The sequence below is a fragment of the Legionella rubrilucens genome (assembly GCF_001468125.1).
Taxonomy (GTDB): domain Bacteria; phylum Pseudomonadota; class Gammaproteobacteria; order Legionellales; family Legionellaceae; genus Legionella_C; species Legionella_C rubrilucens.
The window spans coordinates 607,910-625,409 of record NZ_LNYT01000007.1; the positions used below are offsets into that span (position 1 = coordinate 607,910).

Here is a 17,500-nt window from a genome sequence, read left to right on the forward strand (position 1 = left end):
TGAATCCCCTGCCTTCGCGGGGGATGACAAGGGAATTGATTAATCCGAAGCCTTCTTCCGATCAGGGAAGATGTCCTTAAACTGGACGTGTTTGTTGCGCTCCATGGCCTGGACGCGTTTTTTATGAAAACCGCCTAAGGTGTAAACCAGAATAGGACCTACAAAGCTGAAAAGGCCCATGCCGAAGGCAATTTTATAAGACACGTCTTTGTTTAATAACAACAGGATTAAACAAATCACCATCAGAAAAATGGCCACAAGACCAGTATAGGGCGAGCCGGGAGTTTTATAGCGCAAATCATCCGTGGTATACCCCGCAGCATACAGGCGTTTGCGGAAATTGATCTGCGCCCAGCATAATGAAATCCAGGCGGTGGCGCCAGTGAAACCGGAAACCAGCAGCAAGGCAATGTAGAGCATGGACTGGCCGAAGAAATAACCGGCAGCCAACAGCAGCCAGATGGCAATCAGCGTAACAATCCCCGCATTCTGGGGGACGGCATTGCGGTTGAGCTTGCTCAAGACATGGGGGGCCATGCCATTGCGTGCCAGCGCATTTAAGGAGCGTACAATTCCGTAAACGCCGGAATTGGAGCAGGACAGGGTCGCCGTCAATGTCACAAAACTGGTGGCGGCGCCGGCCCAATGCAGACCATAAAAATTCAGCGCATCGGCAAAGACGGAATTGGCAAGTCCCGCTTTTTGCCAGGGGAAGATTAAAACCAGGCAGAACACAGGAATGATGTAAATGAATAAAATCCTGAAGGTGACATTACGCACGGCACGCGGAATCATGCGGGCCGGGTCGATGGATTCGCCCGCTGCAAGGCCGATGATTTCCGAGCCTTGATAATTAACCAGCAGCAACACCATGGCCGTCAGCAAGACCAGGTAGCCATTAGGGAACAGGCCGCCCTGATCAAAAATGAATCGCCCGCCAATCACCCCAGCCGGTTGCGGACCATGAATAAAACCAAAGAAAATCAGGATGGACAGCCCCACAAACCCCATTAACGCGGTGATTTTAATAATGGCAAGCCAGAACTCGATCTCACCGAAGGTGCCCACTTTGGCGATATTGATGTAGGTGATGAGAAGGCCGAAACACACGGCCCAGACGTAACCGTTAATGCCGGTAAAATGCTGCATGATAATACCTCCGGCTATGCATTCGGCGGGAATGTAGGCCACCCAGCTAATCCAGTAGGACCAGCCGACGCCGCAGGCAATCGACGGGGAAATGAATTCGGCCGTGTAGTTGATGAATGATCCCGAAATGGGGATGGCCACGGCTAGCTCACCCATACACAACATGGTCAGATAAATGATTAATCCGCCTAACACATAAGCAATGAATACAGCGGGGCCGACCTGGTTAATGACTTCACCAGTACCAAGAAAATAACCTGATCCGATAATACCGCCTAATGCAATCAGTTGGACATGACGGTCTTTTAACCCGCGCTTGTAGCCGCCATCATCAATTGGCGAGCTGGTGTTATGGTTGTAATTAATCACTAACTGTTTGGTCTCTCAAAAAAAGTTAATAGGAGGCAGAATTGTACAATAATTTTATAATCTGTCCATATTTTTTTACGGAGAAAAGGGACGGGAAAGAGATTTTTATAAGAAAATCTTCATGAACGCAAGAGAAATTTTTTAATCCTTGCCTTCATTCGCCTTTTACCATAAAGGGTTACCTTTTTTTGCTTGTTAATCAACACCGAGAGTATAAAAACGCTCGACCCCGATGGCTTGAAGAAAAGCCGAATCGTGAGAAATGACAATCAGGGCGCCGGGAAATTCGCGCAAAACGGCAATGACATGGTTTTGGGTATCCAAATCGAGGTTATTGGTGATTTCATCAAGAATAAGGAGTTGCTGCGGCAAGGCAGCAATGACAGCCAGCGCCAACCGGGCTTTTTCACCACCGGACAGTGTGGCCACGGGCGCATGAACTTCCTCGTTTTTACGAAAAAGAAAAGCGTTTAAATGCCGGCGGATGGCCTGACTCTGCCAGCGAAGCGGCAACGATTCAATGGTTTCATACACACTGAGCCTGGGATTAAGCGTGCTGTAATGCTGATCAAGGTAACCAATCGCCTCGTTTGCCGGCAGATGCCATTGCCCTCCCAGACGCGGTACCGTGTCTGACAACAGGGCCTTTACCAGTGTCGATTTGCCGACGCCATTAGGGCCGCTGATGGCAAGACGCTGATGACCGTTTAATGAAAAATGAATGTTGTGGAAAAGGGGTTTGTCATACCCAATGATTCCATTCTGGATGCTGACCAGCAATTGATTGCCCTGCGTTTTGTGAGTCAGGGAAAAATCAGGCCGGATGATTTCGGCTTGCCGCAATCGCTCTTTTTCTTCAAGCCATTGCTGTTTTTCGTCATGGAGGTGTTTACTGTTTTTATTGGCTGTGCGCTGCCCTCGTCCCTGAGCGCTTCGCAGGGCCAGTTTGTCGCCATCGTATTTTTTTTCACCATGAATACGCTTTTTCTTTGCCCGTTCCTGCTCTTTCATCAACTGCTGATGTAGCGCTTTTTTTTCCCGTGACAAGATGGAAAGCGCCTGATTTATTTTCTGCTGGCGTTGCAGCAGCGACTGGCAATAATCGTCATAAGATCCTTCATGCACCGTAATTTGTTGATTGTCCTGAATATGCCAGAGCGTATGGACGCTTTGACGCAATAACTGCCGATCATGAGAGGCGATAACCACCGCCCCAGGAAATCGCTCAAGGAATTTGAGCAGGCTTTGCCGATTGCCGGCATCGAGATGATTGGTCGGTTCATCAAGCAACAGAAGGGAGGGCTGATGTGTTAACGCTTCATTCAAGGCGGCATGGAAGCGTTGAGCACCGCTTAATGTCTCATAATGATCTCCGCGGGGTATTTGCGGCACGTGGCCAATCACAAGTCCTGGAGGATGGATAATCAACCCTTCATCCGGACTCCGTTTTCCCGCGAGCAGGTTTAACAGGCTGGATTTGCCGCTGCCGTTTTTGCCGATGATGGCGATCCGCGCGCCAGGCATAATCCGGGCAGTAAACTGGCTGAAACAGGGTTTATGAGGTAACGAGAGGCTGATCGCTTGCAATTCAACAGGTCTAAACATAACAATAACTCAAAAGAAGACTACCGCAGAGAGAAACCCTCTGGCCGTGTGCAATTTATTGAGTAATGTTGTTCATTTCAGGTTCTACCTGTTGTATTAGTAATGCAAAAGCACAATTTTAACCTGTTTCTCGACCATGATGCAAGCGGCCTACCATTACGTTTCCGGATTGGACTACACGAGTCCATTCCGGGTTTAATGATTAAGCATCGCTTGATTAGTACGACAGCATTCAACCAAATCATAGAGAGAAAAAACGGCTCGATTGAACTGCTGTTTCAATGCTTTGCCATAGAGTTCAATGAATGTTTCTATTTCCTCTCCAAGTGAACCCTGCTGCAGCGCAGCCATATCGTTTTCACTAAGAACGACATCATTGCCCTTAAGCCGTTCAATCAGGTGTTTTGCTGCTGCTTTTTTCTCCGTGCCTGTGAATTGGCTAAAAATAGACCAATGATAGCGCTCAGGCTTTGCATCCCGTGCCTCATGGTATTGCTCAAGAATGCTAATCAGGCTTGATACCGGATCCCGGGTATTGAGGTAGTCAATTAGATCCTCAAGTGTGCTAAGGGGCTTGTCGCAATGAAGCTCCTTCGCTAAAGCGTTGCCGTGTTGGGCCATGAACGCATCGAGGCGGTCATGCAAACGGCCATTAAGAAGCACGCCTTCATCGTGCAGGTTAATGCCTTTATGCGGGGATTTAAGGGCCTCAGCCAACTGGCGAATGGCCGATTCCTTGTCGTCTTTGGTGTACTGGAACCAGGAAATGGCGTGTCGGGTTTGACCGTATTGACTCCTTTCCTGTTTGTAACTCTCCAACTCGTTCATCAGGGCAGCTAATAAGGGCTTATTATCGATCGTTAGGTTGAGGGCAGGAAGACTTTTTTCCTGAATCTTAAGTTCCTCCTGATCGGGCGTCTCTGCCTGTTCTTCTGGCGGTTCGATCAACAGCAATGGCTGTTGATGTTCCTCGGCCTCTCTTTTTTCCAGCATATCAAATAAGGAATGCAGTTGTTTTTTTTCGTCAAACCCGTGAGGCGTCAAATCATGCTTTTTCAGGTAGGCTCTGATTTGGCGGACAGCGTCTCGCGCTTCGGGTTGATTTAAGAGATTGAGCGCATCCTGATTTAAGTTGTCGTCGGCCTCTTTCTGAGTGGCATAGACTGGGAGTTTGCTTACCCATTCATCAATCAGGGGTTGAATTTCTTCCATCGCGGCGAGGTCATCCATGATTTTCTTTTCCAGTTCAAAATCATAAAAACGCATGTTCAGGTTCTGTTTTTTCCTAATCATTAAATCCTGGATGTGGGTAATGATTTCTTTTATTGCCAAAGCCTGGTTGGCGAGCACCTGCGCCAGAGCCAGCGGCGAATTGGGAATCAGCAAGGCGTTGAGTTGGGCGCGCGGATCGTCAGCCAGTTCCTGTCTGGCTTTTTCAAACAGCGCTGGGAGGAGTAAATCACTGTGTTTTTCAAGGCGTTGCAGTGTCTCACTCGACAGGGCGCTGGCGGGCTTGCCGTTTAACAGCGTGACAATGACTAAGCCTTTTTTATGGGTTATTGCTTCCGCAATGACCTTGTCCAGCGGAAAGTGTTCTAACAGTACGCTGATAACCAGGGGTTTTTGCAGGTTGGCAGCAAAAATATCAATGATTTCCTGATTGACTGGCGGTTTTTTCTCAATCTGCTGAAGCAATTGATGAAGGATAACCTGATCACCCTTATCCAGGGCATTGCTGATCAGGCGGCTGCGTAAAAGCCCATGACGATGCTCGTTTCGGACTTGAGAGGCCTTAAACAGGCCTTCATCGCCAATCAGGGCATAAATGGACGAATGCAGCGCAGCAAAGGGGCGATAACGCTCCGTTTTGACCAGCTCATACAGGCGGTAGAGGGCTTTGGGATAAACCCGTTCATAAATGGTTTGGGCATCGATTTCGGTATCGGGGTTGGCAACACCAAACAGTTTGTCCAGTTTTCCATGCAGGGCTTTTCTGTCATCAAAGGACATCGGGCTTGCCAGTAATTCATTGACCACCGCACTGGCCTGGTGTTCACAGGCGAGATCAAACAGCTTGTGTAAATCCGCAGTCTTAAATTGTTCCGTCTGCTTTAAACGCTGCAGCAAGGGTACATCATCATGGGTCAGCGCATGATGAAGAAATTCCTGGTAGTTTGCAGCCATATCCACCTTATCTGCCGCATAAAGCAGAACGGCGGGGGTGGCATGATGGAACAGGCGGTTGAGGTTTTCTCCCAGTTCCCGGTGAAAATGATTGAGGAAATCCCTGTTTTGCAGCAGAGCGTGCAACAAATCGGCCGTTGGCTGCTGGATTGCCAGAGTAAACAGCGTGTCAGGAATCGGGTGCTCATGGACTTTTGCGCCGTATTTCAATAACAAAAGGACACCGTTCACGTGACCCTGTTGAATGGCGTCATACAGGGGCGAACCCTGGGCGCGAAAAGCCGTGTTGATATGCCGGCTTAACAGGGCAATGACCCGTTCATCCTCTCTGGCGACAGCCCGTTTAAGCAGCGCCATGTATACCGCGTTGTCGAGAACCTGATCGCCTTCAAGTAATTTCGCCAGCAGACCGTATTCTTTTTGAGCTTCCAGATTGAAATAGTTCGCTGGATTGGCGCGAAAACCACGGTAGTTTTCGAGCATGAATTCAAAAATGGCCGTTTCTTTCCGAGCATAGGCTTTGACTAAAAGTTGTTCCTGTTCTTCGTTGTTTAAGTGAACAAACGACATGAGTTTCAGTGCAAAGGCAAACTGGTGGTGTTCAATGGCACGCATTAAAAGAGCAATCAGGCCGCTGATGGATTGGCGGGCTGTCCTGAGAAACGCTTTTTCGTCTGCGGCATTATCTGTTTTCTCGTGACTGAAGAGTAGGTGATCGTATACTTCGGTTAATTGGTGAATGCATTCAGCAAAGTGAGAAGCCTGCAGCGAATCGGCCAAATGAATGGCTGCATCAAGCACCTCAGTATACTGATTATTGCTATTATAGGCGTCAAGCAGGATTTTAATGTAGGCTGAGGAGTAACGCGGGTAGCGGGCGGCAAGCTTTTCACAAAACTCACGGCTGCCTATGCTCACGGCATGAAGCAGGTAGTCCTGTTTCTGGTCTGCGCTTAATTTTTTCCAGGCACGGAAGATGAAACCGATTTCCCCGGCGCTAATCAATTGGTGAATTAACGCTTTGTTTTCTTTCGTGAAGAATTCAGACGCGTCGACAGGCACGGCTAAAATTGCTTGAACCTTTTCGAATTCAAAACCAGCCATCGCGGCTTTTAGGGCTTTTGCCGTGTACGATTTGTCGAGACGAAAACCCCTCTTCGCCAGAAAGGTTGCCATCGCTTTATTGCCTGTCTCGCACGCAAAGGCCAACGCATCAATTCCAAAGGAATCGGCCTCCTCTGTCCAGTGCTTCTCAATGAGTTCATTGCGGCCATAGCGGCATAACACCAAAAAAGTGTGCAAATCCAGGCCCTGGCTTAAATCAGGGCTGGGATGGCTAATGAGTTCGCGGTAGCGATCGGTGCCGGATGTACTGTCCATCCAGGCTTCAAAGAAACGACGATCTTTACGCTTCAGAAGTTGCGGAATCATGCTGGCATCGACTTTAAGGCCCACTTCCAGAAGCTGTATAAAGGTAGGCAAAGACAGTTTCTGTACCGATTTAAGGCTCAAATTTCTGGTTTTGGCACTGACCGATGACTTGTCCTTACGGCTTAATTCCTTTATTTCATTGAGCCAGAACTGTACGACAGACTGGCGATCATGCTCTGCAGCAACCCGTAATGCCTCACTTAAATAGTGGAAGGGGAGGTCGGGTAGATAAGCCCTCAGTGTTTTCAGGCAATCAACATCCCCTCGCTTGCTGATCTTATGAAGAATATCCGTCAGCTGGGTGGGTGAGAGCACAGTGTAATCAATGGCGTGTTTTTTATAGAGTTCAAACACGGCACGAAGGCAGGCTGCATTACGGCACTCTGCTGCTTTGATGAGAAAATGGAAGTCCTTGCTGATGTAAGCCTTAAAAGACTGTTTCTGGCTGTCAGAAGCGTATTCGCTCTCATAGGCCTCAAGCAGTTGTGCAAACAATTCCGGATTGCCCTGCCAGAGTGCATAAGTCAGCAGATGGAGCTTGTCGTCTCTGTTTTTTAGTCTGTAGAGTTTGAGCAGTTCCTTATTCCAGCGATCGGTGTGCATGATGTAGGCAGCCTGGTAGGGCGTTACCCGATTATGATCAAGGTAGGCCTGGATGGTGTCCGTGTCATTAACATAGGCTGCAAAATACAGGCTGTTGTAAACCCATTCTTTGTCGGTGATGCCTATCTGGCGATCAAACTCGGTTTGAGTAAATGGGCTTAACAGGGCTTTTTTGTCAGGGTAGACGGCAGGGCTTGGATCATGCGGATTGGCGTAAATGTGAATGCTCAATCCCACGTGATCATCCGGGTAGCCAAATTGGCGGGATAATTCCTCGATAACCTCACTGGCTTTGGTAAATGTGCGGATGTTTTTTGTCTGTTCACCTGAAACCGCTTGATTCGGATTGTCTTCATCGTAATTGGGATCATAAATTTCATAGCCGCCATTTTTAAACGTCACTTCAATGGCATGATTATGAGAGGCTACATAGCAGGAGCGTCCATCATGGCGCAGTTGGTCAAGTATGGCTGCCCATTGAGTCTTGCTTTCGACTAAACCAATGGCAAATTCTTTCCTGATGGGTTTGCCGTGGATGAGAACCGCTTTTTCCATGTCCCCCTGCAGCGATTTGGCCTGGGTGTACTTGTTGCGGTTAAATTCAATTTCGATGTCGCGGATAAAAAGATCCAGCTTGTTGCCATTGCCATAAACATAGTCCTTGGGCGGGTTTGCCAGTTGACGGCACAGGTCGAAAAATTCGTCTTCCCGACCCTCAAGACGATAACGAATCCGTAAGCAGACCAGCCCGCCGCAGACACCTTCAGGATTTAATTGAATGGCGGTGTCATTACGGCTTAAAAGACGGTTAATGGAATTGATCATTTGAATTTGAGCTGGCATGTTACTTCTCAAAGTGATTAACAACGCGTCAATTTTAACTGATTCTGTATAGATAAAAAACAGCAACAAGGGGTTAGGGGCTGACTTTTACAGGAATTTACGTGAACTTAACAAATGCAGGGGGGAATTTGGCGGAGAGAGAGGGATTCGAACCCTCGATACGTTTCCGTATACACACTTTCCAGGCGTGCGCCTTCGACCGCTCGGCCATCTCTCCAAGAGTGGGTGAGAATATACGCAATGGCTTAAAAAATCAATGCCTGATGCGACAAAGCCATGAAATATCATTATAGATACACTTTGACTTTTATATGAGCGGTTATTATGATGCAGGAAAAATAAATGAGATGATAATATGTACGTTATTGCACTTTGTGGTCCAATTGGAGCCAATCTTAAGCAACTGGCAAAGCAGATTTCCGAAACAATCCAATTCCGTAAGGTAGAAATCGTCAGGGAAGAATGGATACGGAATGAAAAAGGTGATTATGTTGTTACTGATTTAATTGCGAAAATAAAACAGAAACAGGGCGTTTGTCTGTTGGTGGGGCATTTTTTTCTGGTGCAGGATGCACTGGAAAAAGCATTTGACTCCGCGTTAAAATCGAAGTCAAAGGAAGAGGCAGAATCTGCTCCCTCAGCAGTGCAGGCAACGGAAAAATCAAAGACTGGCATTATCGATCTGAAACTTTTCCTGAAAACCGATTCAGATCAGTGCTACCAGCATTACCTGCTGGAAAAATTACATGAAAAAAATTTGGGCCACCCGAAGGAGACAAAGGGCGCGGTTAATAATGAGGCAGTGGATTCAACGGAAACACTCTTGGCTGAGATTTTACAGATCAATCAAGTGTATGAAAAATCGATTAAACCAATAAACGACACCATCATTAATCCTTCACAAAAACAAGCCCATATCATGGTGCACGACAGCGCCAACCAGGGAATCATCTGCACACTGATTAATTCAATCGTAAACCCCGTGCCTGTTGAGCCAGTATTTGACGAAGAGCAGAAACCCGATCCAGAACCCACTGGCCCCCGCTTCTTTTCATAATGTCTATAGTTACTTATAGGTAAAGGTCTTTAAACGGGCAGATTATGGCTATTCGATGCATCAGTACAGTATCCGGTATGTTGTTCTGTGTGAATGCCTTCGCTTTTCCTTGTTTTATTACATTGGCGAAAGACAATTGCTGGACTAATTACAATGTCAAGGTAGTGGTGACCGATGGCATTACCAATGAGGAAATCACGACGGTCAATATCCCCAAAGGACAAACCTGGGCCAGGGAGTCGTTCAATTGCCAGCCGGCACAAAAATTCATGTACCGGGCCAGCTTTACTCCAGTAATCTGGGAAAAGGATGCCCACAAGGTTTATCGTGCGCAGCGTTTCTGGTCGATGCCTGGCAGCATTGAGCCGGGGACGACGGCCTGGAATATCCCCGTTTGTTTCACCAGTGATTTTTCGGAAACCCCATACCCTCCCGATGCCACGGGCAAATGCGTTTGCGATTTCAGTACCATCCCACCTGTCCCGCCGCAATGAGAGGGGAGCGCTTTTCATTGGCGGATTGCAGGCCATTGTGTATCATGCTGGCATGATTGCAGAATGGGAGAGTACCCTTGTTGACTTTACGGCAGCAAATTGCGCAAATGCTGATCATGGGTTTCGACGGCACAGAAATCAATGACCAGAATCCAGTGAAGAACTGGCTTGAAAAAGAGGGCTTGGGCGGGGTTTTGTTATTTGACTATGATCTCGCGGCGCAATGCCCGGGCAAGAATATCCGCGACGCGTCTCAAGTCAAGGCATTGATTCAACAATTGCATGACTGCGCTTTGAGTTCTGAAGCCGGCAGCGAATTTCCTCTGTTTGTCGCAGTCGACTACGAGGGCGGCGCAGTTGATAGGTTAAGGCACTTAGCCGGTATCCCGACAAGCCTGTCACCGAAACAGTATGCCAGTTTATCGCCAGAGCAGCAGCAGAACGAAGCGCAAAAAATGGCCGATACGCTGACATCCTTAGGCTTTAACCTCAATTTTGCACCCCTGCTGGATTTAAATTTAAATGAACGGCAAGGCATCATCGGAAAATTGGCCCGCAGCTATGGTACGGATGCGACCCAGGTTGCCGCCATAGCCAGACAATTTGTCGCCGTCCTGGCCAAGCAGGGCATTACCTGCTGTTACAAGCATTTTCCAGGGCACGGCAGTGCACTGGGGGATACCCATGAAGGCTTTGTGGACGTCACTGAAACCTTCATTAAGGATGAATTGCAGCCTTATGCTGAGCTGCTGCGCCACAACGCGTTGCCGGTGATGGTCATGACCGCGCACGTCATTAACCGTCAGCTTGATCCAGAGGGTGTGCCGGCGACCCTGTCAAGACCCATTTTGACGGGATTACTGCGCGAAACAATCGGTTTTGATGGGGTGATCATCAGCGATGATTTGCAGATGCATGCCATCAGCCAGCATTATTCCCTGGCCGATTCGCTCCGTTTGACCATCAATGCGGGCGCTGACATGGTCATTTTTGCAAATCAATTGGGCAGGGTCTCGGCCACCGAAGTCATTGATGTGATCGAGGGCTTAGTCCACAGCGGTCTTGTTGCAGCAAGCCGTATCCAACAGGCCTGTGAAAGAATTAAAACACTGAAGCAATGGCAAGGGGCTTCGACTCAAGCCAGGGCAATTCGGAAATCGGCTGTCCCTGAGTCGTCTCTGCCTGAAAGGGGATAAGACGCATTCGCTGTCGTGCCCGCGCAGGCGGGCAACAATAATCACGGATGAAGGGATACCGGGACTCAGCAGGCAATGGCTGTTATTGAGACCTGTTGCTCTTTTATGGATGCCAGCCCTGTCACAATCGTTTGCTGTTTAGGATTGACAATCAAGGTATCTATGTTAAAATGGTGTGCTCAATGTGCAAAACGAGACCACTCTGACATGAAAACAGTTCTGGCCCACATGGAATTTCTTAACCCCAACCTGCTGCTGTTCGCTTGTTGTTGCTGTTAATTCAATTATTCCCTGTCGCCTGAATTAATTTTATCGAGAGTTTGTTATGTGCACCCAATTGTCTTCCCCTAAAAAAATCTGGTTCAGTACGCCGGTTCTGTACGCGCTGATGATTGGCCTGGGTCTGTTGACTGGCTGGTCTGGTATTAAACCGCTGCAACAGTTTGGTTTATTCATAGCCGATGTCTTTATCAATATTTTTAAATGCATCAGTCTTCCTATCATTGCCCTGTCCATCATTGTGACTTTGTCCAATTACCGAGCTGATGGCCCCATGCGCCGCATCTGGCAGCGGGCGATGACTTACACCTTGGGCACTACCTTGGTCGCTGCGGCCATCAGCTGCCTGCTTTATATCCTGATTCATCCCAGTATGGTGGGCGCTATCCAGGGTTTGGCCGCGCCCAAAGCCAATGAATATCAGTACTTAAGCCATATTGCCAACCTGATTCCTTCAACCATTTTCAGCCCATTTATTGAACATCAGGTCATGGGTGTTTTGTTGCTGGGGATCGTAACCGGTGTGGCGATTCGCTATATTCCTGATCAGGAATCCAGACAAACCATTACCCAGTTTTTCCGTGGCGCACATGGTTTGTTTATGGTCATCACCAAGTGGGTTATCGCAGTCATTCCCATCGGTTTGTACGGGTTCATTACCGCCACGGTAATTCAATTGCAGAATGGCAAGTCCATCAAGGGTATCGGTGAGTACCTGATGATCGTCGTCCTGGCTAACCTTATCCAGGGATTTGTGGTCTTACCGCTCTGGCTGAAAGCGCACGGGATTAAACCGTTTTCTGCCATGCGGGCCATGTTGCCGGCATTGTCACTGGCATTCTTTTCCAAGTCTTCGGTCGGCACTTTACCGGTGACAATGGAAACGGCGGAGAAAAATCTCGCCGTTAAGCCTGCCATTAGCCGTTTTGTGCTTCCTTTATGCACCAGCCTGAATATGAACGGCTGTGCTGCCTTTATCTTCGCCACCGTGATTTACTTGATGCAGAATCACGGCATGGTCATTTCCTTGCCCATGATGGCCTTATGGGTCTTGATTGCTACAGTAGCGGCCATTGGCAATGCCGGGGTTCCCATGGGGTGCTTTTTCTTAAGCACCAGCCTTTTGGCCAGCATGAATGTGCCCATTACGCTAATGGGAATTATCCTGCCTTTCTACAGCTTGATTGATATGCTGGAAACCGCCTTGAATGTCTGGTCAGACTCCTGCGTTGCCAAGGTGGTTAATGACAAGACAGTACTTGAAGAAGAAATGGAGGCGCCCATTACCGGGACGGCTTATTCTGTCAAAGCGTAAGACCTAGCATGGGCAGAGTAATTTCTCACAGAGCGCGTAATAAATCAGGCTTAAAGTGTCCAGATCGCGCTCTGAAACACATTCATTAACCTGATGAATGGTGGCGTTAACGGGGCCAAGTTCAATGACTTCCACCCCATAAGGCGCAATAAACCGCCCATCGGAAGTGCCGCCACTGGTGGATAACTCAGGTTCTTTGCCCGTGATGGTTTGAATTACTTCCCGCGTACTTTCCAGCAAATTGCCTTGATTGGTCAGGAAGGGAAGGCCATTTACCCGCCAGTCAATATCCGCTTTTAAACCATGTCGTTTTAAACAGTCTTCCACCTCGTCCTGCAGTTTTTCCGGGGTTTGTTCGGTGGAGAAGCGGAAATTTAACTGCAATTCCAGTTCACCGGGAATAATATTGCCGGCATGGCCTCCGGCCTTAAGGTGAGTAATTTGCATGGAGGTGGGGGGAAAATGCGGATTGCCTTCATCCCAGCGTCTGTTGGTGAGTTCAGCCAGTGCGGGGCTTACGGTATGAATGGGGTTTTCAGCGAGATGAGGGTAGGCGACATGCCCCTGTTTGCCGTGGATCACCACGTTGGCAGACAAGGAACCGCGGCGGCCTATTTTGACTACATCACCCACCTGATGCGTACTGGAAGGTTCGCCGACCACACAATAATCAATGTGTATGCCCTGCGCTTTTAAAGCGGCCATCACGTGCGGGGTGCCCTTATCAAACAGATCCCCTTCCTCCCCGCTGGTGATTAAGAAACCCAGGCTGCCGGAAAAAGCAGGGTGGTTATGGATAAAACGCTGTGCTGCGATCATCATCGCCGCCAGGCTGCCTTTCATGTCCGCTGTGCCTCGACCATAAAGCAGGCCGTTGTCCTCCGTCAGTTCAAAGGGATTGCTTAACCATTTACCGGCATCGCCGATGGGTACGACGTCCGTGTGACCGGCAAACACCAGCAAAGGGCTTCCCTGGCCACGACGGGCAAAAAAATTGGCCACGGGCGGATTATCCAGTTGCTGGCAGTCAAAGCCCAGCTCTTTTAAAAAATTGACCATGCAGGGCTGGCATCCGGCATCCTCGGGGGTAACGGATTGAAAACAGATGAGCTCCGCCAACAAGGCTTTGATTGCCGTCATTTGATGTCTCTCAGCAAATCATTGATACTGACCTTGGCACGCGTTTTTTCGTCGATCTGTTTGACAATCACCGCGCAATAGAGGCTGTGACTGCCATCGTCGCTCGGCATGTTGCCAGGCACAACGACGGAGCCTGCGGGAATGCGGCCGTAGCTCACAGTTTTTGTCAGGCGGTTATAAATTTTGGTGCTTTGTCCTAAATACACACCCATCGACAAGACAGAATCCCGCTCAACAATCACGCCCTCGACGACTTCCGAGCGGGCGCCGATAAAGCAATTGTCTTCGATGATGGTGGGGTTGGCCTGCAGGGGTTCAAGCACGCCGCCGATGCCGGCTCCGCCGGAGAGATGAACATTTTTGCCAATTTGTGCACAGGAGCCTACGGTCGCCCAGGTGTCCACCATAACCCCTTCATCAATGTAAGCGCCAATATTGACATAAGAAGGCATCAGGACGGTATTTTTTCCAATAAAAGCGCCTTTTCTGACCATCGCATGCGGAACAATCCGCGCACCCAGCTCGGCAAAATCACTGCGGCCGTAAGCGGCAAATTTCAGAGGGACTTTATCATAAAACTGGCAGAAGCCGGCATCAATCACCTGATTGGGGTAGAGACGGAAGGACAGTAAAACCGCTTTTTTAAGCCATTGATGGACCGTCCATTCCTGATTGATTCTTTCTGCAACGCGCAGTTCGCCTGAATCCAGTGCAGAAAGCACCTCGTTTACCGCAGTTTTAATCTCCTGGGGGGCTGTTTCGGGTGTCAGGCTTTGACGTTCTTCAAAATAGGTTTCGATGGTGCTTTGTAAACTCATGATGTTCATCCGGCATGGTGAATGGCGAGGTATAGTATACTCAGATAGTTACGCGATAGTAATCCCCGAATCGATTTGATGATGCCTCTGGTCAAAAGTCTCTCGCTCAGCAATAATAGCTTGATTTTAATCATCATCACGGAACGATCATGGATCAAAGTAAAAAAGCGCGGTTTTTTGCTTTTCTGTTTTTCATTGTTTCTTCAGGTTCTTCTCAGGTTATTCATTCAGCGCAGCCCAAATGGACGCTTCTGCCTACCACGCCCACGCGAGTGATTGTCGCGCCGAATGGGACAGCCAACGTGCAATATCAGGTAACGAATAATACGTCAGTAACCCGTACATTAACTATCAAGCCCCTAAGCGGTGTCACCCAGGTTAAAAACAGCCCCGGCGAGTGCAGTATTCCCTTTACGCTGGCCTCTAAAGCGCATTGCCTGTTGTCCTTACGCATCAATGGAGCGCAGGTACCGGTCAATGGACTGCATGAGGGGCCGGTGGTTTGCAAAACGCAGGGCTCCGGTGCCGATCCTTTCCTGTGCTCCCAACCCAGTCAGGCGAACAGCCTGCAGGTGACGGTCATGAATCAGTCCACTCAGCTAAACCTTACAGGCTCTCCGTTGCTTTTAGTCGCAGGGGGCGGTTCAGGCAATATCACCGTGACCAACCTGGCAGGACAAACCGCTTTGAATGTGGCTGCGGTGCTTACCGGCACTGCGCTGGATGGTCATGTTGTTCAGGATGCTTCACAATGTACGGTCCTTGCTGCGGGTCAATCCTGTAATCTGATCTTTACGCCGGATAATACCGTCATACCGGCCACGAATGTGACGATTCGGGGAAGCAATACCTCGGCAGTGATTGGCAGTATCGCCGTCAATGCACCGCCGGTGGCCAACATCAGTATCAGCGGCTCCTCAACGCTGCAATTCAACACCAACGGTTCAACAGGCATCATCACAATCACCAATGATTCCCTGACGCTGGTCGCGCAGAATATCGTACCGGATTTTTCCGCCACGGCTCTCGCGGGCAATGTATCGGTGACTGCCAATACGTGTCTCAATGTGCTTCCCGGCGGAAGCTGTACCATCACCTTTGAGCCGGGCGGTAACGCGGTCGTGCCCACGAATTTCCCTATTCAGGGTACGAACACGACCGCAGTGATAGGCACGATAGGGATTGATGCGCATGCGTACATTACCAACGGGAACACGTCACTGGTGACGCAATGCAGCATCGATACCAGTACCGGTAATTTAGGCGGCTGTGGAGACAGCGGCGCTGGCGGCCTGGTGGTTCCCGGCGGGGTGACCCTCAATCCGGCGGGGGCCCTGGCTTATATCACCAATGAGAATACCAGTGTCGTGTCTTTTTGCAGTGTCGATGCGGATTCAGGGGGATTAAGTGGCTGTGCGAATACGGGTGCTTTGTTTGCTATTCCTACGGGTATCGTCATTAACGCCGCGGGCGATATCGCCTATGTTGTTAACGAAAGCGGGAACTCCGTCACCCAGTGCGACATCAATCCCACAACGGATGAACTGGATAATTGCGTTCAACTTCTGGGCTTAGGGTTGTTTGCGCCTTATAACATGGCAATTCATCCGGCAGGCGATTTTGCCTACATCACCGTCATTTCAGAACTCACCGAGTGCAGTATTGACGCGGGCACAGGCGCTTTGCAGGGATGCAGCAATTACAATGATCCTTTACTAAACATTCCCCAGGGCATTGCGGTGAACGCCGCGGGAACCTTTGCCTACATCACCAGCGCCGGCACTAACACGGTAATTGCTTGCCAGATTGATTCTGTCAGCCGTTTAGTGACTTCCTGTGTGGATACTGGGGCTGTTGGGCTCAATTTCCCACGGGAGATTGCTTTAAATGGCAGCAATGATTTTGCCTATATTGTGAATACCAATGGCAATTCCGTGACGAGATGCACCATTGACAACGGCACGAGTTTCATTAACTGTGTGGATTCCGGTGCGACCGGATTACAGGGACCCCTGGGCATTACCATTCGGTAAAGGCTGGATCTAATCCAGCCTTTTTACTTTAGATTTTTTGCCATCTTGGCAAACTCGGTTTTATCCAGTGGAAAATCCACTGTCCATCGTTCTTTGGGGCGGGGGAGAGTGGATTGCCTGGCGTACAGGGCCAGATCCGCCTGGGTTACGCCTTCAACAGCAAACTCAGCCATTAATTTCTCATATGCTTTTGCGGTGGTGTCATAGACTGTTTTAGAGAATTCGCCTTCTTTTTCCACAGTAAATACGTATTTTTTGGTCTTGATGTCAAAAAAGAATGTTTTGCAGCCATTTTCTGTAATTTGTCCCGCGACCACGATTTCATCCCGTATGGGCAATTTTTGGATATGCCGTTCCAGCTTCAGCAAATTGAAGGCGAGTTTGTCGTCGTTTAAAGGCTTTAAGTCGGTCATAACCAAGGTTGTCCATTGATCCCGCACTTGCTTTTCAAGCACATAGTAGCCTTGCTGTTGGGAAAATTTATAACGATCGTAGCCTTGCTCAATGATTTCATCGCCGCCGGTGACTAAAATAGGGAAGCGGGGCGCTTTCGCGCCAAGGCCGGGTTCAAGAAAATAAATGGCCTCGTCAATGACGACGCGCAAAACAACATGGGTGGGCAGTATCTGTAGTGAGTCGGCGGGTGAGGCGCCATTTAACACGCGGGCTTCGCAATAACTGACTTCAAAACCTAATTCCTTGAGCATGGTGGCAAGCAGCCGCGCTGATTGAAAGCAATAACCGCCCGCCGTGTTATCCATGAGGTCCTGGTAATCAAAAAGCGTGATGTGATGGCGGTTGACCGGATGCTGGCGGCTGATTTTGCGTAATGCAAAATTATGATAGAAAAAAGTGAGCAGGTGGGCGTTATACACTTCTTTTAAATAGTCCGCCCGTTGCGTGGCGTCCAACCCGTCAAGGTCGAGCTGTGTTATGCCGATTTTATCCAAATAATTCGCTAAATTGATTTTCATCACCAATCCT

General features: G+C 49.0%; 11 protein-coding genes and 1 tRNA gene. 5 read left to right on the top strand and 7 right to left on the bottom strand.

Annotated features, from left to right (window positions below; genetic code table 11):
• Positions 1-39 precede the first annotated feature (39 nt).
• From Lrub_RS06315 to Lrub_RS06330, 4 genes are all read right to left on the bottom strand, one after another.
• A complete protein-coding gene (locus tag Lrub_RS06315; RefSeq protein WP_058531322.1) occupies positions 40-1,518 on the bottom strand; it encodes an amino acid permease in 1,479 nt (492 codons plus the stop codon).
• Between the two features lie 195 nt (positions 1,519-1,713).
• Entirely contained in the window at positions 1,714-3,123 is a 1,410-nt protein-coding gene (locus tag Lrub_RS06320; protein ID WP_058531323.1) for an ABC-F family ATP-binding cassette domain-containing protein, read from the bottom strand.
• Positions 3,124-3,318: 195 nt separating this feature from the next.
• A complete protein-coding gene (locus Lrub_RS06325) occupies positions 3,319-8,184 on the bottom strand; it encodes a hypothetical protein (RefSeq protein WP_058531324.1) in 4,866 nt (1,621 codons plus the stop codon).
• Between the two features lie 129 nt (positions 8,185-8,313).
• Positions 8,314-8,401: transfer RNA gene (locus Lrub_RS06330), tRNA-Ser, on the bottom strand.
• A 138-nt stretch (positions 8,402-8,539) separates the two neighbouring features.
• Here Lrub_RS06330 and Lrub_RS06335 point away from each other — a divergent pair.
• From Lrub_RS06335 to Lrub_RS06350, 4 genes are all read left to right on the top strand, one after another.
• Positions 8,540-9,241 carry a hypothetical protein gene (locus Lrub_RS06335; RefSeq protein ID WP_058531325.1) on the top strand — a complete coding sequence of 234 codons (702 nt, stop codon included), beginning with the start codon at positions 8,540-8,542 and terminating at the stop codon, positions 9,239-9,241.
• A 44-nt stretch (positions 9,242-9,285) separates the two neighbouring features.
• Positions 9,286-9,735: a hypothetical protein gene (locus Lrub_RS06340; RefSeq protein WP_065235721.1), complete on the top strand. Its 450-nt coding sequence runs from the start codon at positions 9,286-9,288 to the stop codon at positions 9,733-9,735.
• A 77-nt stretch (positions 9,736-9,812) separates the two neighbouring features.
• Positions 9,813-10,931, top strand: a complete 1,119-nt coding sequence (locus Lrub_RS06345) for a glycoside hydrolase family 3 protein (protein WP_058531327.1) — start codon at positions 9,813-9,815, stop codon at positions 10,929-10,931.
• Positions 10,932-11,256: 325 nt separating this feature from the next.
• Positions 11,257-12,525, top strand: a complete 1,269-nt coding sequence (locus Lrub_RS06350; RefSeq protein WP_058531328.1) for a dicarboxylate/amino acid:cation symporter — start codon at positions 11,257-11,259, stop codon at positions 12,523-12,525.
• A gap of 3 nt (positions 12,526-12,528) precedes the next feature.
• On the opposite strand, the gene dapE is transcribed toward Lrub_RS06350, so the two are convergent.
• Entirely contained in the window at positions 12,529-13,665 is a 1,137-nt protein-coding gene (gene dapE, locus Lrub_RS06355) for a succinyl-diaminopimelate desuccinylase (RefSeq protein WP_058531329.1), read from the bottom strand.
• Positions 13,662-14,492 (bottom strand): 2,3,4,5-tetrahydropyridine-2,6-dicarboxylate N-succinyltransferase, encoded by an 831-nt coding sequence (gene dapD, locus Lrub_RS06360; RefSeq protein WP_420324345.1) that lies wholly within the window; start codon positions 14,490-14,492, stop codon positions 13,662-13,664. The genes dapE and dapD overlap by 4 nt, the downstream gene beginning before the upstream one ends.
• A gap of 140 nt (positions 14,493-14,632) precedes the next feature.
• Between dapD and Lrub_RS06365 the strand changes: the two genes are divergently transcribed.
• A complete protein-coding gene (locus Lrub_RS06365) occupies positions 14,633-16,516 on the top strand; it encodes a beta-propeller fold lactonase family protein (RefSeq protein ID WP_058531331.1) in 1,884 nt (627 codons plus the stop codon).
• Between the two features lie 23 nt (positions 16,517-16,539).
• Here the strand turns inward: Lrub_RS06365 and Lrub_RS06370 are convergent, their stop codons facing one another.
• Positions 16,540-17,490, bottom strand: a complete 951-nt coding sequence (locus Lrub_RS06370; RefSeq protein WP_058531332.1) for an arylamine N-acetyltransferase — start codon at positions 17,488-17,490, stop codon at positions 16,540-16,542.
• Between the last annotated feature and the right edge of the window lie 10 nt (positions 17,491-17,500).